The sequence below is a fragment of the Ensifer sp. 22460 genome (assembly GCF_052044935.1).
Lineage (GTDB): Bacteria > Pseudomonadota > Alphaproteobacteria > Rhizobiales > Rhizobiaceae > Ensifer.
Genome location: NZ_JBQENZ010000004.1, coordinates 204,847 through 224,586 on the forward strand (window position 1 = coordinate 204,847; position 19,740 = coordinate 224,586).

At 62.4% G+C, this 19,740-nt stretch carries 22 protein-coding genes; 13 read left to right on the forward strand and 9 right to left on the reverse strand.

Going from position 1 to position 19,740, the window contains the following annotated elements:
• Positions 1 to 20: 20 nt before the first annotated feature.
• Positions 21 to 2,156: a molybdopterin-containing oxidoreductase family protein gene (locus tag ACTJKM_RS06870; RefSeq protein WP_058329400.1), complete on the reverse strand. Its 2,136-nt coding sequence runs from the start codon at positions 2,154 to 2,156 to the stop codon at positions 21 to 23.
• 69 nt (positions 2,157 to 2,225) lie between these two features.
• Here ACTJKM_RS06870 and ACTJKM_RS06875 point away from each other — a divergent pair, with 69 nt between their 5' ends.
• The 4 genes from ACTJKM_RS06875 (at position 2,226) to ACTJKM_RS06890 (ending at position 4,979) form a co-directional block, all read left to right on the forward strand.
• A complete protein-coding gene (locus ACTJKM_RS06875) occupies positions 2,226 to 3,095 on the forward strand; it encodes a 23S rRNA (adenine(2030)-N(6))-methyltransferase RlmJ (protein ID WP_058329401.1) in 870 nt (289 codons plus the stop codon).
• Positions 3,096 to 3,146: 51 nt separating this feature from the next.
• Positions 3,147 to 3,587: a hypothetical protein gene (locus tag ACTJKM_RS06880; protein WP_058329402.1), complete on the forward strand. Its 441-nt coding sequence runs from the start codon at positions 3,147 to 3,149 to the stop codon at positions 3,585 to 3,587.
• Between the two features lie 2 nt (positions 3,588 to 3,589).
• Positions 3,590 to 4,306, forward strand: a complete 717-nt coding sequence (locus ACTJKM_RS06885) for a ribonuclease T2 family protein (protein ID WP_440660079.1) — start codon at positions 3,590 to 3,592, stop codon at positions 4,304 to 4,306.
• 82 nt (positions 4,307 to 4,388) lie between these two features.
• A complete protein-coding gene (locus tag ACTJKM_RS06890; protein ID WP_057252648.1) occupies positions 4,389 to 4,979 on the forward strand; it encodes a glutathione S-transferase in 591 nt (196 codons plus the stop codon).
• Positions 4,980 to 5,040: 61 nt separating this feature from the next.
• Here the strand turns inward: ACTJKM_RS06890 and ACTJKM_RS06895 are convergent, their stop codons facing one another.
• Entirely contained in the window at positions 5,041 to 5,679 is a 639-nt protein-coding gene (locus tag ACTJKM_RS06895; RefSeq protein WP_057252653.1) for an outer membrane protein, read from the reverse strand.
• Between the two features lie 367 nt (positions 5,680 to 6,046).
• Between ACTJKM_RS06895 and ACTJKM_RS06900 the strand changes: the two genes are divergently transcribed.
• The 5 genes from ACTJKM_RS06900 (at position 6,047) to ACTJKM_RS06920 (ending at position 10,275) form a co-directional block, all read left to right on the forward strand.
• Positions 6,047 to 6,811: an SDR family oxidoreductase gene (locus ACTJKM_RS06900; RefSeq protein WP_057252655.1), complete on the forward strand. Its 765-nt coding sequence runs from the start codon at positions 6,047 to 6,049 to the stop codon at positions 6,809 to 6,811.
• Complete coding sequence (gene uvrC, locus ACTJKM_RS06905; RefSeq protein WP_058329403.1) at positions 6,808 to 8,829, forward strand: excinuclease ABC subunit UvrC; 2,022 nt, start codon at positions 6,808 to 6,810, stop codon at positions 8,827 to 8,829. Before ACTJKM_RS06900 ends, uvrC begins: the two co-directional genes overlap by 4 nt.
• Before the next feature lie 129 nt (positions 8,830 to 8,958).
• Complete coding sequence (gene pgsA / locus ACTJKM_RS06910; RefSeq protein ID WP_057252657.1) at positions 8,959 to 9,546, forward strand: CDP-diacylglycerol--glycerol-3-phosphate 3-phosphatidyltransferase; 588 nt, start codon at positions 8,959 to 8,961, stop codon at positions 9,544 to 9,546.
• Positions 9,543 to 9,803 carry a molybdopterin converting factor subunit 1 gene (moaD, locus tag ACTJKM_RS06915; protein WP_057252659.1) on the forward strand — a complete coding sequence of 87 codons (261 nt, stop codon included), beginning with the start codon at positions 9,543 to 9,545 and terminating at the stop codon, positions 9,801 to 9,803. The genes pgsA and moaD overlap by 4 nt, the downstream gene beginning before the upstream one ends.
• A 4-nt stretch (positions 9,804 to 9,807) precedes the next feature.
• Entirely contained in the window at positions 9,808 to 10,275 is a 468-nt protein-coding gene (locus ACTJKM_RS06920; protein WP_058329405.1) for a molybdenum cofactor biosynthesis protein MoaE, read from the forward strand.
• 32 nt (positions 10,276 to 10,307) lie between these two features.
• On the opposite strand, the gene ACTJKM_RS06925 is transcribed toward ACTJKM_RS06920, so the two are convergent.
• Positions 10,308 to 11,204 carry a branched-chain amino acid ABC transporter permease gene (locus ACTJKM_RS06925; protein ID WP_110878171.1) on the reverse strand — a complete coding sequence of 299 codons (897 nt, stop codon included), beginning with the start codon at positions 11,202 to 11,204 and terminating at the stop codon, positions 10,308 to 10,310.
• Between the two features lie 67 nt (positions 11,205 to 11,271).
• Here ACTJKM_RS06925 and ACTJKM_RS06930 point away from each other — a divergent pair, with 67 nt between their 5' ends.
• Positions 11,272 to 11,832 (forward strand): CGNR zinc finger domain-containing protein, encoded by a 561-nt coding sequence (locus ACTJKM_RS06930; RefSeq protein ID WP_058329407.1) that lies wholly within the window; start codon positions 11,272 to 11,274, stop codon positions 11,830 to 11,832.
• Positions 11,829 to 12,338 carry a hypothetical protein gene (locus tag ACTJKM_RS06935; protein ID WP_058329408.1) on the forward strand — a complete coding sequence of 170 codons (510 nt, stop codon included), beginning with the start codon at positions 11,829 to 11,831 and terminating at the stop codon, positions 12,336 to 12,338. The genes ACTJKM_RS06930 and ACTJKM_RS06935 overlap by 4 nt, the downstream gene beginning before the upstream one ends.
• A 77-nt stretch (positions 12,339 to 12,415) precedes the next feature.
• Here the strand turns inward: ACTJKM_RS06935 and ndk are convergent, their stop codons facing one another.
• Positions 12,416 to 12,838, reverse strand: coding sequence for a nucleoside-diphosphate kinase (gene ndk / locus ACTJKM_RS06940; protein WP_034803877.1), 423 nt, complete (start codon positions 12,836 to 12,838; stop codon positions 12,416 to 12,418).
• A 102-nt stretch (positions 12,839 to 12,940) separates the two neighbouring features.
• Positions 12,941 to 13,630, reverse strand: coding sequence for a glutathione S-transferase family protein (locus ACTJKM_RS06945; protein WP_058329409.1), 690 nt, complete (start codon positions 13,628 to 13,630; stop codon positions 12,941 to 12,943).
• Between the two features lie 136 nt (positions 13,631 to 13,766).
• Here ACTJKM_RS06945 and ACTJKM_RS06950 point away from each other — a divergent pair, with 136 nt between their 5' ends.
• Positions 13,767 to 14,276, forward strand: a complete 510-nt coding sequence (locus tag ACTJKM_RS06950) for a DinB family protein (protein WP_057252670.1) — start codon at positions 13,767 to 13,769, stop codon at positions 14,274 to 14,276.
• Here the strand turns inward: ACTJKM_RS06950 and ACTJKM_RS06955 are convergent.
• Positions 14,262 to 16,898, reverse strand: a complete 2,637-nt coding sequence (locus tag ACTJKM_RS06955; RefSeq protein WP_375374133.1) for a non-ribosomal peptide synthetase — start codon at positions 16,896 to 16,898, stop codon at positions 14,262 to 14,264. The genes ACTJKM_RS06950 and ACTJKM_RS06955 overlap by 15 nt on opposite strands.
• 248 nt (positions 16,899 to 17,146) lie before the next feature.
• Here ACTJKM_RS06955 and ACTJKM_RS06960 point away from each other — a divergent pair, with 248 nt between their 5' ends.
• A complete protein-coding gene (locus ACTJKM_RS06960; RefSeq protein ID WP_162770863.1) occupies positions 17,147 to 18,226 on the forward strand; it encodes a GGDEF domain-containing protein in 1,080 nt (359 codons plus the stop codon).
• Between the two features lie 10 nt (positions 18,227 to 18,236).
• Here the strand turns inward: ACTJKM_RS06960 and ACTJKM_RS06965 are convergent, their stop codons facing one another.
• The 3 genes from ACTJKM_RS06965 to ACTJKM_RS06975 all read right to left on the reverse strand — a co-directional run bounded on the left by ACTJKM_RS06965 (position 18,237) and on the right by ACTJKM_RS06975 (position 19,490).
• Positions 18,237 to 18,689 carry a MarR family winged helix-turn-helix transcriptional regulator gene (locus ACTJKM_RS06965; protein ID WP_058329412.1) on the reverse strand — a complete coding sequence of 151 codons (453 nt, stop codon included), beginning with the start codon at positions 18,687 to 18,689 and terminating at the stop codon, positions 18,237 to 18,239.
• Positions 18,690 to 18,778: 89 nt separating this feature from the next.
• Positions 18,779 to 19,057: a hypothetical protein gene (locus ACTJKM_RS06970; RefSeq protein ID WP_058329413.1), complete on the reverse strand. Its 279-nt coding sequence runs from the start codon at positions 19,055 to 19,057 to the stop codon at positions 18,779 to 18,781.
• 145 nt (positions 19,058 to 19,202) lie between these two features.
• Entirely contained in the window at positions 19,203 to 19,490 is a 288-nt protein-coding gene (locus ACTJKM_RS06975) for a hypothetical protein (protein WP_057252679.1), read from the reverse strand.
• Positions 19,491 to 19,740 lie beyond the last annotated feature (250 nt).

The following is a 19,740-nucleotide window of genomic DNA, read 5'->3' on the forward strand; positions in this document are numbered from 1 at the left end:
CTGCCGTTGAACAACCTGATTTAGCGCGCCAATCTGACCCAGACCCTGTTGTCGTGGAAGGCGGCACCGCCATAGGGCGCCACCGCATCGGCACCGGTCAGGACGTTGATCCCTTCCCCGTCGAGATGGGCGCCGTTCGGCCAGAGCCCTTCTGCGATCACAACGCCGCGACGCGTTCCCCCGCCGATCTTCGCATGCAGGCGGATCTCACCACGCTGGTTGCCGAGCTGAACGATATCGCCATCGGCGATGCCGAGCGCCTCGGCGTCTTCGGCATGGAGCATCACTTCCGGGCGCACTTCCTTCTGAATCGAAGAAGGCGTCTCGGCAAAGGTCGAATTGAGGAAGGAACGGGCCGGCGAGGTCGCGAGGCGGAAGGGATGCTCGGCGTCCGCAACCTCGATCAGGTCGACATGGTCAGGGAACTCCGGCAGCGCTGCATGCGGCCCCTGAATGCCCATGGACTTCGGCGGCCGGTTCGCCGCCGGCGTTCCCGTCCAGTCCGGCTTGAAGCGGAACTTGCCGTCCGGATGACCGAAGCCTTTGAGGTAGTGCGCGTCTTCGAATGCCGGCTGGCAGTCCAGCCACTTCTCTTGTCTCATCTCCTCGTAGCCGATGCCGTAGTTGGCAAGCAGCCGGTCGATATGCTGGCGCTCCGTCAGGCCGAAGCCGGCATGGTCGGCAACGCCCAAGCGCTTGGCCAGTTCCTCGATGACGAACAGGTTTGTGCGCACGGTCGACGGCGGCTCCACCACCTTCGGGCCGATCAGGATGTGCTGGTGACCGCCGCCACGATAGAGATCGTCATGTTCGAGGAACATGGTGGCCGGCAGCACGATATCGGCGACGGCAGCCGTATCGGTCATGAACTGCTCGTGCACCGCAACGAAAAGATCATCGCGCAGGAAGCCACGCTTCACCAGCCGCTGTTCCGGCGCGACGTTCACCGGATTTGTGTTCTGGATCAGCATCGCCGTCACCGGACCTCGGTGGCGCAGCGCCTCGGCATCGCCGGTCAGCACGCGACCGATCTGCGACTGGTCGAGCATGCGGACATCCGGATCGTGGAAGGCCGAGCCGATCAGTTCGCGCTTGTCGAGCTTGAAGATATCGTTGTTGGAGTGGAAGGCACCGCCGCCTTCATGCTTCCAGGAGCCAAGAACGGTGGCGACGGAGGCGGCCGCATGGATGGCGACCGAGCCGTTGCGCTGGCGGGTAAAGCCGTAGCCGAGGCGGAAATAGGTTCTGGGCGTCGTGCCGACAAGCTTGGCGAAGGCTTCGATTTCATCGACCGAAAGACCAGTGATGGCGGAAGCCCATTCCGGTCCGCGCGACTTGAGATGTGCTTCGAGCCCGGCGGGGTCGTCGGCGAATTCCGTCATATAGGCCCGGTCGGCATAGCCGTCGCGAAAGGCGATGTGCATAACGGCGCAGGCGAGCGCTGCGTCGGTGCCGGGTTTCAAGACGAGACCCATATCTGCCTGTTTGACCGTCGGGTTGTCGTAGATGTCGATGACGACGATCTTTGCGCCGCGATCCTTGCGCGCCTTCACCGCGTGCGTCATCACGTTGACCTGGGTCGCGACAGCGTTCGTCCCCCAGATCACCACGCAATCGGCCTTGGCCATCTCGCGCGGATCGGGTCCGCGCAAGGCGCCGGTCGCCATGGCGAAGCCGGTCCAGGCCATGTTGGTGCAGATCGAGCCGAAGAAGCCGGAGTAACGCTTGGCGTGGCGCAGGCGCTCGATGGAATCGCGCTGCACTTGCCCCATGGTTCCGGCATAGAAGTAGGGCCAGATCGCCTCCGCACCGTGTTTCTGCTCGGCGCGGATGAACTGGTCGGCGATCTCGTCGAGCGCCGCCTCCCAGCTGACGTCCTGCCAGTTCCCCTCACCCTTGTCGCCCTTGCGCCGCTGCGGCACCATGAGGCGGCCGGGATGGTAGATGCGCTCGGAATAGCGCGCCACCTTGGCGCAGATCACACCGGCGGTGTAGGTGTTGGCGGAAGCGCCACGCACGCGGCCGATCCGCCCTTCGGCAGTCAGATCCACCTCCAGCGCGCAAGCGGAGGGACAGTCGTGCGGACAGACCGAATGGCCGATCGATTTTTCTGCTTTGATGGGGGTCGCAACGTTCATGGCTTTTCTATATGGCATCGACAAACGGGCTCAAAGAGCCAATCGTTCACCCATCGCAACAATTGATCTCAGCCATCGGCGGCGCTCATGAACTATCGGCACATCTACCACGCGGGCAATTTTGCCGACGTCCTGAAGCACGCGGTGCTGGCACGCCTCGTCACCTATCTCCAGCAGAAGGAGAAGGCGTTTCGCGTGCTCGATACCCATGCCGGCATCGGGCTTTACGACCTCTCCGGCGAAGAGGCGCAGAAGACCGGGGAATGGCGCGACGGCATCGGCCGGCTTCTCGAGGACGATCTGCCTGTCGAAATCGCTGCGATCCTCGCCCCGTATCTCGAAACCATCCGTACGCTCAATCCCGGCAGCGAGCTGAAGCTTTATCCCGGCTCGCCGAAGCTTACGCGCATGCTCTTCCGTCCGCAGGACCGGCTGTCTGCCATGGAGTTGCACCCGGACGACTATGAAACCCTGCATCGGCTTTTCGACGGCGACTTCCAGAGCCGGATCACCGAACTGGACGGCTGGCTGGCGCTCGGCGCCCATCTGCCGCCGAAAGAGAAGCGCGGGCTGATCCTCGTCGATCCGCCCTTTGAAAAGGAAGGCGAATACGAACGCCTCGCCGATGGCCTGGCGCGCGCCTACCGGCGCTTTGCCGGCGGCATCTATTGCCTCTGGTATCCAGTGAAGCAGGGCGCGCCCATCAAGGCTTTCCACGAAGCACTGAAGGCGCTCGAAATTCCGAAGATGCTCTGCGCCGAACTGTCGGTCCGCAGCGACCGCGAAACCACCGGCCTCTCCGGCTCCGGTCTCATCATCGTCAATCCACCCTTCACGCTGAAGGGCGAACTCGATCTGCTGCTGCCGTTCCTGAAAGCACGGTTGGCGCAGGATCGCTTCGCCTCCGCCCGCTGCTTCTGGCTGCGCGGTGAAGAACAGGCAACCCGAGGGGCTTGACGGACGGGCGCGACACACCGCAATCTCCTGTGACGATATAGGGAGACGCCCATGACTCGCACGCTCGCAGCAACGCTTCTCATCTCGCTTTCCCTCGCCGCCGCCGCAGCGCCGGGCGCATCCGCCGCCGACTATATCGGCAGCGGCCAGGTCCAATCCTATAACGCAGGTGTTTGCAGCGAGTCCTCGGTGCTCGGTTTCATCACTTCGCGCTTCGAATACCGGGATGCGAACTACCTGCACGCCAATCTGTCGATCGCCGATATCCGCAACATGGGACAGAACCGGCAAGAGTTCCGCGATGAGACTCATCTGGTCGAGCGTGAATATTGCTATGCTACGGCGGTCATGACCGACGGCCAGCAGCGCTCGCTCTACTACCTCATCGAACGCCCCTGGGGCTTTGCCGGCGTCGGCAGAAGCATCGAGTTCTGCGTCGGCGGGCTTGATCCCTGGTATGTCTATGGCGCGCATTGCGCCTCGCTCCGCTAATCATGAAAGCAATCCGGAATGCGCGCCGGCTTCTGCCGGCGCTTCTCGTTGCGGCTAGCCTGGCCGGCTGCAGCGATCAGAGTACCGAGAAGGCGCCGCCGGCTGCCGAGACGAAACCTGCAAAAGCAATCGACGCGGTGCCGGTCGGCAGCGGATTCGATTTCTATGTGCTTTCGCTCTCCTGGTCGCCGACCTGGTGCGGCGACAACGATCCCAACGGAAAATCCAGCCAATGCGAGATCGGCAGCAACCGCGGCCTGATTGTGCACGGCCTATGGCCTCAGAACGAAAGAGGTTTCCCGGATTTCTGCCCGACGCGGCAATCGGACCGTGTGCCCTCCTCGCTCGGCAAGCGGTATCTCGATCTCATTCCGTCGATGGGCCTGATCGGCCATCAGTGGCGCAAGCACGGCACCTGTTCCGGGCTCAGTCAGGAGGACTACTTCGCCGTCACACGCGCGGCCTGGAACAGGCTCGCGCTACCAGCAGAACTCTCCCCGCCCCGGCAACAAACGAACATGTCCGTCAACGCGATCGAAAGCACGCTCGTCGCCCAAAACCCTGGCATGACAAAAGACGCGGTCGCGGTTACGTGCGAAGGCAACATGCTCGAAGAAATCCGGATCTGCTTCGACAAGTCGCTGAATTTCCGATCCTGCCCGGCGGTCGATCGCCAGGCATGCAGGAAAGACAGCGTTTCACTGCCTCCGGCTCCATAGGTATTTGTTCTTAGGCAATTCCGGACGCAATTCCGCTTCGCACTCTCGTCGGAATTGCTCTGGACCAGAAGAAAGACGCTCGATGAAGATACTGTACTCTCCTGCCTCGCCCTATTCGAACAAGGTTCGGATGGCGGCGCATTATGCCGGGTTCTCCGCCGACAGCGTCCTGACCGACACCGGAGCCAATCCACCCGAACTGATCGGCAACAATCCGCTCGGTAAGATACCGACACTCATCCTTAACGATGGGCGTTCGGTCTATGACAGCCGCGCGATCATGCACTTCATCGATCGGGAAACGAAGGGCAAGCTTTACCCGAAGAACGCGGGCAAGCGGACCGATGTCGAGATCCTCGAAGCTTTGTGCGACGGTGTCTGCGACAGCCTGCTGGCGATCGTCTACGAGAAACGTTCACACCCGCCGGAGAAGGTGCATCAGCCCTGGATCGACCGGCAATGGGAAAAGGTCGAACGCAGCCTCGACCATCTGAACGCCAACCTGCCGAAGACCGGAGCCAAGCTCCATGGCGGCCATTTCGCCCTTGCGGCGATGCTGCGCTACATCGAGTTGCGCTTTGCCGGCGAATGGCAGAAGGGTCGCGCCAAACTCAAGAACTGGCCGGCGAAGTTCGAAAAGCACTTTCCCGACTATTCCAAGTTCAAAGCGTAGGAAACGCGCACAAAAAAGGCCGGGTCGCCCCGGCCTTCTTGTTTGATCCGGCGAGAGCCGATCAGAACTTCACGCCCATACCGACGCGAACGCTGTGTTCGTCGTAACCGGAGGAGACGTTGGTGCCGCCCATCCGGAAGTCCTTCGAGCCGTAGTCCGTGTAACGGTACTCGACGCGTGCGGTGATGTTGTCGGTGACAAAGGTTTCCGCGCCGGCACCTGCGGTCCAGCCGACCATGGTGTTCTTGTCGGAAGCGCCACCAACGGTGCCCTTGGCCTGGCCGACGGCGAGACCGGCGGTGCCGTAAAGCAGAACCGGGTTCAGATCGACGCCGACGCGTGCGCGCAGCGAGCCGTTGACGCCCTGCTTCATGCGCAGGTTGCCCTTGCTCGAATCCTGACCGGAGTAGCCGACATCCGCTTCGCCGCCGTATACGATCTGGCCGCTCTGCATGTTGTAGCCGCCGTAGAGACCGCCGCCGAAGCCGGCTGCCGTGTTGCTGCCGGTCGCGTCAAACTGACCATGGTGCCAATCGGCGGTACCACCGACATAGGCGCCCGACCAGTTCTTCTGCGCCGGCTCGGTGTATTCGGCCTGCGGAGCAGCCGGAACTTCGTCGATCGCATCAGCAGCCTGGGCGGCCTGGAAGGCGATGAGGGTCATAGCCGAAGCCATGAGGGTGGTGGTGAGCGTACGCATAAATATTCTCCTTTTCGTACCGATGCCCCTTGGGCTTGGGGTCCCACAGTGAAACATCGGACAACTTTCAATTAACCCGCCCGGTTGAGCTGAAATTGGTCAGCAAATGCGGATTCACAAGAGCCAAAATGTGAAATTTTGGTGGCACAAACACGCCCGAAATTTGATGTTGCCTTGGTGCAACAGGGGATTTATTAACCATGATTCAAGATTAACGAAAGATATACTATACACATACAAAATAATACAATTTACGCCAATTCCATTAATTTTTCGGCAAGAAACTGTCAGGGAGTGTTTCAGGCTCACGTTTCTTGCCTATATCTTGGTCGGCTGACGCGAAGATTCGAAAAAGCGGGATGAAACGTTGAAGAAAGCACGAAAGGCCGCCCTCGTGACCGGGGGCGCCAAGCGGATCGGCAAAGCTATAGTTGAGGACCTCGCGGCCCATGGCTTTTCGGTCGCCATTCATGCCGACGCCTCATTTGACGAAGCGGAAGCTCTGGTCGAAGCACTCTCGAAAGGTGGAACGAAGGCCATCGCGCTTCGCGCCGACCTCACCGATACGGCGGAGACTTCGACGCTCATCGCACGCGCCGCAGAGGCGCTTGGCCCGCTGAACCTGCTCGTCAACAATGCCTCGGTCTTCAAGAAGGACAGCCTCGACGCTTTCGACGAATCAATCTGGGATCAGCACTTCGCCCTGCATGTGAAGGCCCCTTCCCTGTTGGCGCGCGATTTCGCTGAACTGCTTCCGGCGGACGCCAATGGACTCATTGTCAACGTGATCGACCAGCGCGTCTGGGCTCCCAATCCGCGCTTTTATTCCTATATGTTGTCGAAGTCGGCGCTTTGGACCGCTACCCGGACGATGGCGCAGGCGCTCGCCCCGCGCATCCGCGTCAACGGTATCGGCCCCGGGCCGACTTTGCCAAACGAGCGGCAGGACCCGCAGGATTTTGAGGCGCAGGTCGAAGCCCTGATTCTCAGACGCGGGCCGACGCTCGACGAATTCGGACGGACGATCCGCTTCCTGTTCGACACGCCGTCGATTACCGGACAGATGATCGCGCTCGACGGGGGCCAGCACCTCGCCTGGGAAACGCCCGACATCAGGGAGATAGTGGAATGAACGGACGCGTGCCGACAGACGGCGGCATCCTCTATGACGGCAGCGAAGCGGAAGACGACGACGATCTGATCGAGGTCGCAGAAAGCACGAGTGCCACGCCACCCGTCGAGTGGAACGAGAATCGCGCCGAAATGGAAGGCTTGAAGGGCGCGGAGCTGATCCAGGCCTTCGTCAAGCTCCTGCCAAACGGCCCTGGCGTCTACCGCATGTTCAACGAGACCGGCGACGTTCTCTATGTCGGCAAGGCGCGCAGCCTGAAGAAGCGCGTCAGCAACTATGCCCAGGGACGTGGCCATTCCAACCGTATCGCGCGCATGGTGCGCGAGACCGCCAACATGGAGTTCGTGACGACGCGCACCGAGATCGAGGCGCTGCTGCTCGAAGCGAACCTGATCAAGCGCCTCCGGCCGCGCTTCAACGTGCTTTTGCGCGACGACAAGTCGTTCCCCTATATCCTGGTGACCGGCGACAGCCGGGCGCCGGCGCTTTACAAGCACCGCGGCGCACGCAGCCGCAAGGGGGACTTCTTCGGCCCCTTCGCGTCGGCTGGCGCCGTCGGGCGCACGATCAATTCGCTGCAGCGCGCCTTCCTGCTCAGGACCTGTACAGACAGCGTCTTCGAGACCCGGACGCGGCCGTGCCTGCTCTACCAGATCAAACGCTGTTCGGCGCCCTGCACCCGCGAAATCAGCGACCCCGACTATGCGGAACTGGTGCGCGAAGCCAAGGACTTCCTGTCGGGCAAGAGCCAGGCGGTGAAGGCAACCATCGCGGCTGCCATGGGCGAGGCTTCGGAGAACCTCGACTTCGAGAGGGCCGCCCTTTACCGCGACCGGCTGGCAGCGCTCAGCCACGTCCAGAGCCACCAGGGCATCAATCCCGCCGGTGTCGAGGAGGCCGATGTTTTCGCGATCCATCACGAGGGCGGCATATCCTGCATCCAGGTCTTCTTCTTCCGCACCGGTCAGAACTGGGGCAACCGCGCCTATTTCCCGAAGGCCGACCCGTCGCTGCCGACAGCGGAGGTGCTCTCGCAGTTCCTGGCGCAGTTCTACGACGACAAGCCCTGTCCCCGGCAGATCCTTCTCTGCGAGGCGGTAGAGGAGCAGGAACTGCTCGGCCAGGCGCTGAGCGAAAAGTCCGGATACAAGGTCGCGATCCAGGTGCCGCAGCGCGGCGAGAAGAAGGATCTCGTCGATCATGCGCTCGCCAACGCGCGCGAAGCCCATGGCCGCAAGCTGGCGGAAACCGCCTCGCAATCGCGCCTGCTCGAAGGCTTCTCGGAAACCTTCAAACTGGAGCGCGCACCGCGCCGCATCGAGATCTACGACAACTCCCACATCATGGGCACCAATGCCGTCGGCGGCATGGTAGTGGCGGGGCCGGAAGGTTTCGTCAAAGGCCAGTACCGCAAGTTCAACATCAAATCGACCGACATCACCCCGGGCGACGACTTCGGCATGATGCGGGAAGTGATGACGCGGCGGTTCTCGCGACTGCTGAAGGAAGAAGGCAAGCCGGACCGGACCGCAGAGTCTGACGACGGCGCTTTCCCCGCCTGGCCCGATGTCATCCTCATCGACGGCGGCCAGGGGCAGATGACTGCCGTGCGGGCCATCCTGAAGGAGCTCGATGTCGAGGACTGCGTTACCGCGATCGGCGTCGCCAAGGGTGTCGACCGCGACGCCGGACGCGAACGCTTCTTCGCGCTTGGCCGCGACAGCTTCACGCTGCCGCCACGCGATCCGGTGCTCTACTTCATCCAGCGGCTGCGCGACGAAGCGCACCGTTTTGCGATCGGCTCGCATCGCGCCCGTCGCAAGAAGGAGATGGTCAAGAACCCGCTCGACGAAATCGCCGGCATCGGGCCGACGCGTAAGCGCGCGCTGTTGACGCATTTCGGCACCGCGAAGGCCGTCTCGCGCGCGGGCATCAACGACCTGATGGCCGTCGCCGGGATTTCCGAGACGGTGGCCCGGCTGGTCTACGAACATTTCCACGACGATGGTGCCAAATGACAACCGGGTGTCACAATTCACCGGGCGTTCACATGGAATCAGGCAAATATGACAATTGCCGCGTGATGACCTGTTGACCTCCGGTCAGCAAAGTCATTCTGTACCTGACGAACCAGAGAACACGAATCCATGCCCACGCCCGTCGCCTACAGCATCCCGAACCTGCTCACCTATTTCCGAATCCTGATCGTGCCGCTGATCGTCCTTTGCTTCTTCATCGAAGGGCGGCTGCACAGTTCGGATTTCGCGCGCTGGACGGCGGTCACGCTCTTCGCGATTGCGTCGATCACCGACTTCTTCGATGGCTATCTCGCCCGCATCTGGAAGCAGACGTCGAACATCGGCAAGATGCTCGATCCGATCGCCGACAAGCTGCTTGTCGCCTCGATCCTGCTGCTGGTCGCCGCTGACGGCACGATCGCCGGCTGGTCGATCTGGGCTGCGATCATCATCCTCTGCCGCGAAATCCTGGTGTCCGGCCTGCGCGAATATCTGGCGGCACTGAAGGTCAGCGTGCCCGTCACCCGCATCGCCAAGTGGAAGACGACGATCCAGATGGTCGCCATCGCCTTCCTGCTCGCCGGTCCTGCTGGCGACAAGATTTTGCCCTACACGACGGAAGCGGGTATCGTGCTCCTGTGGATCGCCGCCGCCATCACGCTCTACACGGGCTACGACTATTTCCGCGCCGGCCTCAAGCACGTGGTCAACGAATGAGCACCGTCAATCTCGTCTATTTCTCCTGGGTGCGCGAGCGCATCGGCAAGGGCGAAGAGACCCTGGACGTTCCCGCCAGCGTCGTCACCATTGCCGACTTGCTCCAGCATCTGAAGACGCTCGGCGACGAATACGAAGCGGCGCTCGAACATGAAAACGTCATCCGCGCGGCCATCAACCAGGAACATGTCGACCACAAGGAGCCGATTGCCGGCGCCCGTGAGATCGCCCTGTTTCCGCCCATGACGGGCGGCTGAGCCCATGAACGCGCCGGTGAACGTGCGCGTTCAGCGCGAGGACTTCGATCTCAATACGGAGGTCGCGAAGCTCTCTGCCGGACGGGCGGACGTCGGCGCGGTCGTCACTTTCTCCGGGCTTTGCAGAGATGAGGCGGGCACGCTCGCTGCGCTTGAGCTCGAACATTATCCAGGCATGGCCGAAGCGGAGATCGAGCGCATCTGCCACGAGGCGGTTGAGCGCTTCTCGCTGCGGGCCGCCACCGCCATCCACCGTTACGGCAAGATCATGCCCGGCGACAATATTGTGCTGGTCGTCGCCGCCTCGCGGCACCGGCAGGCCGCCTTCGACGGCGCCAACTTCATCATGGATTTCCTGAAGACCTCAGCGCCTTTCTGGAAGAAGGAACACCTCGGCGACGGCACCACCGGCGGCTGGGTCAGCGCCAAGGATGCCGACGACACGGCGCGGGACCGCTGGTCGACGAAATAGCGCTACATGCGGGGACTTCCCCTCCCGTTTGACTAGGGAATGACTTTCTCCCGGCGCGTCACGACCAGCACGATCACCAGGAAACCGAAGATCACGAAATCGCGCCAGAGGATGGGGCCATAGGCACTCCAGAGCGTTTCGAGGAAACCGACCCCGGCGGCGCCAAGGGCTGCAAAAAGCGGCGAAGCCTGGCCGCCGATTGCGGCGATGAACAGCACCTTGACGCCGAAGGTGAGCCCCGTGCCGAAATCCATGTTGCCGTAGTAGGAGGCTGCGAGAATGCCGCAGACGGCGGCGATCAAAGATGCCGCGCCATAGGCGGCGATGTAAACGGTCGCGGCGTCGACACCGCAGAGCGCTGCAGCCCCCCTGTCCTCCGATACGGCGCGCCAGAACCGCCCTGCCCGGGAATGCGTGAGATACCAGTGCCCGGCCGCCACGAGCGCAGCCATGAGCACGGTGTTGCCGAGCTGGATGACCGTCAAGGTCACCGGAAAGCGAGGATCGTCCCAGAAGACGATATTCCCGTTCAGGAACGGCGGCAGCCACAGGCTGCGTGTTTCAGAGGCGAGCCGCGCCGCTTCCATCAGCACCAACAGGCAGCCGAGCGAAGCGACGACGACGGTGTTGGCTGACGAAAAGGCGAGCGGCCGCATGACATAACGCCCGGCGACGAGCCCGGCGCCAACGCTGAAGCTCAGGGCCGCAGCCGCGCCGAGGCCAAGGGCGGCCGGCAACACCAGCCACAGCCGGTTCCAGCCGAAATCAGCAAACAGCACGAACATCTGGCCCGAGAAGGCAAAGAGCGCGCCATAGGTGAGATCCGCCCGGCGCGTCACCGCGAAGGCGATGGCATAGCCAAAGGCGAGCGCCGCATAGAGGGCAGCGACAGGGACGGCATTGGCGAGCTGCTGCAGAAAATAGAGCATGGCGCATCCGGAGCGTGACAAGATCAATATAACTGGTAAAATCATTTTTGCCAGTTAGGATTTTCGCATGACCTTCACCTGGACCGCCCATCGATTTGCCGGCGGCGCGCTGGCGCTGGACGTGGCCAATTCCATCATCCTGCGCGCCGATCCGGAGCGCCGGATCGACCGTTTCGCCGATGTTGCGGCAATTGATACCTTTGCGGAAGCGGCCAACCGTTTCGGAGCAGAGAGTGCCCGCTTCGGTGCGCTGGCGCCCGTCGCAGCGGAGAATCGCGGCCGGCTGCTGCAGCTGCGCGAAGCGACTGACCGGCACTTTCGCGCGGAGATATCGGCCGATGGACGGCCGGAGTTCTTGGCCGATTTGCTCGAGGCGATCGCCGCGGTTCTCCGCCGTTCCCTGCCTCACGGCGGCGCACTTTCGCTCGACACCGCAACCGCGCAATCCGCCCTCAGCCTTGCCGCCAGCACCGAGCCCGACCGGCTGAAGATCTGTCCGAACTGCGGATGGCTGTTTCTCGACCGCAGCCGCAACCGCAGCCGGACCTGGTGCGACATGGCCGTCTGCGGCAATCGCACCAAGGCCAAACGCCACTACCATCGCAACAGGGAGGAAACCGGCTTATGACGAGGATGATCGCTACGCTTGCGGCGGCCGCCATCACACTGCTCGCCGCCGGGTGCCAGCGTGAGACCGGTCCGGATCCGCTGAAGCTGACGGGCAAGATGTTCATCTTCAACTACCGCCTCGCCTATGCGGTCTACACGATCACGCTTCAGAAAACGGAGCCGGTGCCCGAAGGAAGCGTCGTCATCGCAACCTTCGAGAACCCGGTGGGCGGCGCGTCGCTCACGGTGACGCGCAAGCTCTTTCCAAAACTCGACAGAGTGGTGCTGGAAAGCCCCGATCTGACGTGCGTCAAAAAGGATAGGCCCTATGCGGTGACGATCGAGGTGAAAGGGCCTGCCGGCGAAACGCTGCAAAAGCTGGAAACGACGGTCACCTCTGACGTCGACCAGGATATCCTGCCGGCCAAGCCGCTGGTCGAAGGCCCCGCTTACGACAAGAACCCCGAGGTCTTCAGGGACGGCAAGGCGCCCGAACGTTTCGAGACGGCGACTTGCCCGATATGAAAAAGCCGGAGCGTTTCCGCTCCGGCTCAAATCCTGAAACAATTCAAGCCTTTGCGGCTCGAACCGAAGATTATGAATCAGCCGACGATCTCGGTGCCCGAGAACCAGTAGGCGATTTCTTCAGCAGCGGTTTCCGGAGCATCCGAACCGTGAACCGAGTTTTCGCCGATCGACAGGGCGTGAACCTTGCGGATGGTGCCTTCGTCGGCGTTTGCCGGGTTGGTGGCGCCCATGACTTCGCGGTTCTTGGCGATTGCGTTTTCGCCTTCGAGAACCTGAACGATCGTCGGGCCGGAGGACATGAACTCGACCAGTTCGCCGAAGAACGGACGCTCCTTGTGAACGGCGTAGAAGCCTTCGGCTTCGCGGCGGCTCATCCAGACGCGCTTGGAAGCGACGACGCGCAGGCCGGCATCTTCGAGCATCTTGGTGATGGCGCCGGTCAGGTTGCGCTTGGTAGCGTCCGGCTTGATCATCGAGAAGGTACGTTCAATAGCCATTGGCTCAAATCCCTTGTTTCTTGAGAAGTGGCGGTTCATTAGCCGCCAATCCCGCGCAAAACAAGGGGGTTCACCGATGATTCGGCTCGGGCCAAGCGGGTTTCACGCAGCCGTCACACTACGTCCGAGCCCACCGTGCAGATCGAGGCACCGCTCGAACCAATCGGTGACGGGATCGCCTGGCTGAAGCAGGCGCTGCGGCGAGACGATGCGCGCCCACTGAAACGCGCCGAAGACGATGTAGTCGGCGAAAAGCGGCGAGGCGCCGCCCAGGAATTCCTGAAACTTCAGCATATGGCGCAAAGGTTCGAGCTTTTCAGCGAAGGATTCGAGCGCGGCGCCGCCGCTTTCGGCTACCGCTTCAAGCGACGTGCCAAAACGCTTCTCGCGGCTCTGCCGGAAGTAGGCCTGATCGACCGGATCGAGGCGATCGTGAATATCCCTGATGATGATGCGGGTGATGGCGGGATGCAGCGTCGTCTGCGACCAGCCCTCGACGAAGCGGGAGATCGCCATCGCCCCCTCACCGGCGAAGAGCAGCGCGCGATCCGGATAGGTTTGTTCGAGATAAAGCGCGATCTCGAAGCTGTCCTTCACCAGACGTTCTCCGTCCCGCAGCAGCGGCACCAGGCTCGTCGCCCCATCCTCGACCGCGTGGATCTCGGTGAAGGCGATCGGCACGACGTCGAAATCGAGCCCCTTGTGCGCGAGCGACATCTTCGTCTTCCACACATGCGGCGAGAACGGACGCGTCCTGTCGGCCCCGCAAAGCGAATAGAGTTTTCTCGACATATGAACTCCCGGTCGGTTGGCGTCCCTTTGAACGACAAATCGGCCACGTCATCAAATCAGTAAATTTCATGAGTGATATCAGCCACAGAAATGCGGTTTCGAGTTAGCGTCGCCGCCCCTTCAAAGGAGATACCCGATGCTCGATCACTTTCGCATGTTCGCCGACTATAACCGCTGGGCGAACCGCCTGGTCTATGCCGCTGCGGCAGAACTGACCGATGCCGAATTGCGGGAAAGCCGCGGCGCCTTCTTCGGCTCGCTGCTTTCGACCCTCAACCATATCCTCGTTGCCGATCGGGTCTGGATGAAGCGCTTTACGCACGAGGGCGACACCCCGGCCTCGCTCGACACGATCCTCCACGACGACCTCTCGGCGCTCGCCGCCGCGCGAACTGCTGAGGACGAACGCATCATTGCCTGGATCGACGGCCTGAGTGATGCACGCCTCAGCGCCGACCTCACCTATACACCGCTCACCAACCCCACGGTCATCACGCAGAAGCTGGCGCCGACGCTCGGGCATTTCTTCAACCATCAGACCCATCATCGCGGCCAGGCGCATGCAACGCTGACCGCACTCGGCCGCCCATCCATAACGCTGGATCTCGCGTATTTCCTGAGAACCGAAGGGTCAAAGTGGGCGTAGCGGAGACCGGAGCGCCCCCAACCCAGGCGACCGCAGTGGCCGGAGCTCACACTCCCGCCACTCCGCAAGCTTCTTGAGCACCTGACGCTGGCCGAGCCAGGCGACCAGGCCGAGAACCACACCGCCGACGATCGACAGGACCGAAAACGCCACGGTTGGCAATGCCGGTTGCAGCGGCGCCAACAGAAGTTCGGGAACGAAGCGGTGCAGGATGTAGATGTGGAAGCCCGCCGCCGACAAAGGCAGGATGAGCTGTGCCGCAGAGCGCGGCACGCTGATGCGCGGGAGATAAAGCAGCGCCGCGAGGACGGCGATTTGCAGGAGGTACTTGACCTTCGTCCCGATCCAGACCCCCTCGTATAGACCGAAGAACAGGAACGCCCCTGTGCCGGCCATCATCAGCAGCAGCCGTTGTTTGCCCGTTTCGGCGACAGCGGCGCACCAGCCGATGACCGCGAGATAGAAGATCCACGGCAGGGTAAAAATCTGGCGATTGCCGATCGGCCACAGGAGCGGCAGCGCCAGCCTGGCGGCGAGCGCCGCCAGGAGCAGGCTCATACCGGCGGCGAAAGGCCTTGCCGACACGAACCGCCGGAACTGTGGGATGGCGAAGAGCCCGACGAAGACGAGCATCATCTGGCAATAGGCTTCGATGAACCAGTAGAGATACGGCACCATACCGTGCGTCTCCGGCAGGGCCACACCGAAATTGCCGACGAGGAAGACCGAGGCCCAGGGCACCTCGCCCCAGGCGACCGCATAGGCGGCGACGATCAGATAGTATGGCACGAGCACCTGGGCGAGCGGGCGCAGGATGGCCAGGCCGTCTCCCGCCAGAAGTGGGCCCATCTGGAAGCGGGCGAGGCTGAAGCCCGCGAGAACGACCATGGCTGCCGATCCGCCGGGGATGGGCCAAAGTAGTTCGTGGTGCAGCACGACCAGCAGAATGGCCAGTGCGCGAATCAGCAGATCCATCCCGATCCGCCGCGTGGCGGTCTCGCGACGCTCCTCGGCCGATAACTTGGCGATAGACAAGGTCTCCCAGGCGTCCGGAACTTGCCCCAGCGCCTTTTCCAGACCGATCGAGAGCTGAACGAAGCGCAGGGAATCGCCGCCCAGCGACACAAAACTGTCGGAGCGCTTTACCCTTTTCGGATAGAAGACCTGCGCAAAAAGCTCTTCGATGCCGCCGTTGTCGTCGTCAACGTTCGCCGCAGCCTGGCGGGCCGCCATGTTCAGCGCGTTGTAGTCGACCTTGCCGCTGGCAAGCCGCGGCATTTCGGCAAGGGGGGTGGCCTTGAGATGCGAAAGCGTCAGCCCGCTTGCCTGTGCGAGGAACCGTCTGATCTCTTCCGCATCGCGGCTGCCGGCATAAAAGGCGTGAAGGCCGGCATCGTCACCGACGACAGAAGCAGTGATGCCGCGCCTTTCGAGCGCCGCTTCCAACACATCGTGAGCGATCCTGAGGCCGGCGATCTTGGAAATCCGCTTCATGCGGCCGACGATCTGGAACAGGCCGTCGGCATGGCGCATCGCGAGGTCGCCGGTGCGCAATTCGGCGAGTTCGGCGCCGCGGCAAAGATCGTCGCGCGATGTGGCATAGCCCATCATGACGTTCGGGCCGTGATAGACGAGTTCGCCGGCCACACCATCGTTTTCGATCGGCGCTCCGCTCTCGTTCTCGATCAGAAGGCGCCCGCCGGGGATCGCGACGCCGATCCTGTCTTCGTTACCGGCAAGCAGGGTGGGCGGCACATAGGCGATCCGAGCGGTGGCCTCGGTCTGGCCGTACATGGCGAAAAAGGCCGCGCCTTGGGCTTTGAGGTGGTCGTTGTAGAGACGGATGACGTCCGGGCTCAACCGACCGCCCGCCACGGTCATGAAGCGCAAGCGCGGGAACCGCCGATCGCGGAAGCCCACCTTCTCCAACAATTCGTAGGAATAGGGCACGCCCGCAAGGTTGGTACTGTCGCTTGCAGCGAGACCTTCGAGAAAATCGGTATCGAGGATCGATCCACCGGGAATATAGAGGCTGGCGCCGACTGCCAGGTGAGAATTCAGTACCGACAGGCCGTAGGAATAATGGAGCGGCAAAATGAGGCAACCGCGGTCATCCGCCGTCAGGCCGAGATAGTCGGCGATGGACGCGGCGTTTGCGGAGATGTTTTGCCGGGACAAGCGGACGGCCTTGCCGCAACCGGTGCTGCCCGATGTCGAGAGCATCACCGCCAGCTCGGAATGCGGCGCACTGTCACTTTGCCGCAGCGGCTGTTCCGTGCGCCAGCGGCCGTCGATCCGGCGAAAGGCATAATCGGGATCGAAGGCATCGACCCAGGATCCGGCAGCCGCGTTCTTCGGGGCTTGCATCGCCACGGCATGGCCAGCTGTCAGCGCTGCCAGATAAGCGACGATCGCATGTTCGGAAAGCTCGGCCTCGATCGCCACCAGCCCGCGTGGGCTTCGGAAAGCAAGTGCCTGGCGGGCGACCCGCTCGCCGAGTTCCCGATAAGTGACGACCCGCTGCCCGGAAAAGACCAGCGCCGGCCGGTCGCCCCATTTCGCCAGATCCGCAATGAACGAGAGGGACATCCTTGACCGTCGCTGTTTGCCTCGGGCCCCCATGCCCGATTTAGCAGCGCCGAATATAATTGGTGACTAAAGGCGTCAAGTATAAAGATTGCCGGGACTGACGGCTGTCAGTTGGCATGCGATTCCCGGTTGCGTCCGACCCCGAGCAGAGGGAATTCAGCAACCATACCGGGCGCGAATGGGCGGCCGGCCGAAATCTTCAGACTCCCTTAAATGCAGGCTTCCATAGTGCCGTTGGATCCGGACACCACGATCCGGCACACATTGGGGACCACGACAGAATGACCAGGCAAGTTCCAGCGGACGCCAGCCGATCGCAGGCGAGGCAGGCGGCGATCATTCTGAAGGTGGCGCACGCAATGTCCGCGCACGGGGTCGCTGCCCTGCCCCGCAACTACGAGCTTTTCTACGAGGCGCTGTCCGGTCGCCTGCCCCAGCTTTCCCGGGAGCTTCCCGAGCTCGGGCACAATCCGCAACAGGACTTGCTGGACGCCTTGGGCCTCAAGCATCACCTCGTCTCCCACGCGGCCCTCGCCGCGGACCGGGCGAGAGCCGCAGCCCAGGAAGCCCTCGCCGACATGGCCAGCACGCTCAAGCTTGCGCTGGCGCAGAAGCAGTCATTCAAGACCGAACTCGATCATTTCGCCGGTCGGTTGGCAGCTGACCCTGTCGTCGGCCTGTCGGAGTTCGCGGACGACGCCGCGCGGCTGCGCGAAGCGGCAGGCCGTTTGATGAACGAAGAGAATGCTCTGCAGCACGCCTTGGAAACCAGTGCGCAGCGCATGGCCGAACTCGAGGGAGATCTCGCCGAAAGCCGCCGGTCGCTCACCCGCGACCCCGCTACCGGCTTGCCGAACCGTCTGGCGCTGACAGCGAAGCTCGACTCCATTCTCGAAACGGAGCGAACCGACCGGCCGGTCGCCCTGCTTCTCGTCTCTGTCGAAGGGCTTCGCGAGATGGCCGAGCACCACGGTGGCACGGTTGCGAGCAAGGCGCTTACCAAGCTGTCGGCGCTGTTTCGCAAGTCGATCAAGAAGAACGACTTCGTCGCCCGCGTGGGTCAGCAGGACTTTGCCGTCGTCTGCCGGGACGTCAGCGTCGAAAACGCCGAAGCCATTGGTCGGCGCCTGTGCCAATCCGTGGAGGAACTGAAGGTCACCCTTCCCGGGCGCGCGTACACCGCCGAGACGCTCTCGCTTGTGGCCGGCATCACCATAGCCCAGCCGGCAACGACGAGCGCCGATCTCCTGACCCAGGCCGAATTGGCACTGGCCGGCGCGCGCGATGGCGCCGGCATCCTTAGCTATTCGGCGGCACTCGGCCGCGACCGCGGCAGGACCTACGGTCAGAACGCCGCCTGAGTGTCGCGTGTCAGGCAGCGACCGGCTGGCGGTTTTCGTCGATCTCCGTCGCCTTCTCTCGGAGACAGCCAAGCAAGCGAAAGAGTTCGGTACGCTCACAATCATCGAGCGCCGAGAACAATTCGTCGATCGTGCGATGACGTGGCTGTAGCGCCGCTTCCAGTGCCAACCGGCCGCGATCGGTGATCGAAATGATCTTCGCGCGGCGATCCTCCGGGTCCGCGTCACGGACGACCATGCCGTCCCGCTCCAACCCGTCGATCGCTTCGGTGACGGTTCTCGCCGCAAAGCCGAGCGCTGAGGCGATATCCGCGCAGCGACAAGGGCCCAGCGTGTTGAGATAGAACAGGAATTTGCTGCGCGCGAGCGAAACGCCTTCCTCCGACATCGATGTGTTCACCAGGCGATGAACGCACTGATAGAGATCGAAGAGCCGCTCGGCGACTTCGATTTTTTCTGTCATGGCAATGTACCTCATTTGGCAACGCCAAAACGAAACAACCCGGCCCCGCGTGGCGGGACCGGGCTGTTCGGTCAACCGTTTGGCGTGACTTACTGCTTGTTTTCGTCGGCCTGGCCGAGACCCTTGGCGCCGCTGTCGGCGATCGCGCCGGTTGCCGTCGTGTCGACGGATCTGTCTTCGACGCCCGCATAATAGTCGCCGCGGCTGGTCGTGCTCGCGGAGACACCGGTGCCGGCGGACGCTTCGGCGCGGCCGGTGAAGAGCGGCGTGGAGCTCACACCCTCATAGTAGCTGCCGCCGGCCACAGCGGCCGACGCGCCGCCAAGCATGGCGGCCGCAACGAGGATCGCGGCAATGGACTTCTTCATAGATCGGTTCCTTGGTGGAGATAGACGGTGGGGGCTAAGCCCCGCCTGGGCGCTTGGGAGGTCGCCTCATAGGATCATGGCAATGATCAATCAAATCCCTTGAAAGAGGGTGCGGGGAGAAACCCGCACCCCTTCTTCGTCGCGGTTAGCGCGAAATACCCTGATAGTATTCACCTTCGCCGCCGATCACGCTCTTCGGCGCAACGCCGTAGTTGACGACCGAGCCGGTCCGGGTGCTGTCAACATAGCCAGCTTCCGAATTGCCGATGGTGAAGGAGGTCTTGCCCGTCACCGCAGGCGTGCGCTCGGTGTAGAGCGGCGTCGGGCTGACGCCTTCGTAGTAGCTGCCGCCGGCGAAGGCAGCGGAGGCGCCACCGAGGATAGCGGTTGCAACGAGAGCGGCGGAAAGAGCGGTCTGGATTGCAGTTTTCATGGTCTTCACTCCTGGGAGGCTCGTTCACATGAACGAGGTTTCATCTAAATTGTCCGTGGCCGGATCGGTCGTCTCTCCAAACGCGGGGCCCTTGCCGATGGCGTTCAGTCGATCGAGGCGGTCAGAAGAGCGTTCCCCGCCCTTCCGTTATTGAGATGGTCCCTCACGATGAGGATGTGTAGTATCGATTGTCGGAACGCCTTGTTCAAAAATCGATAACAATGACCCCTTGAAATCGAGAACGGGCACC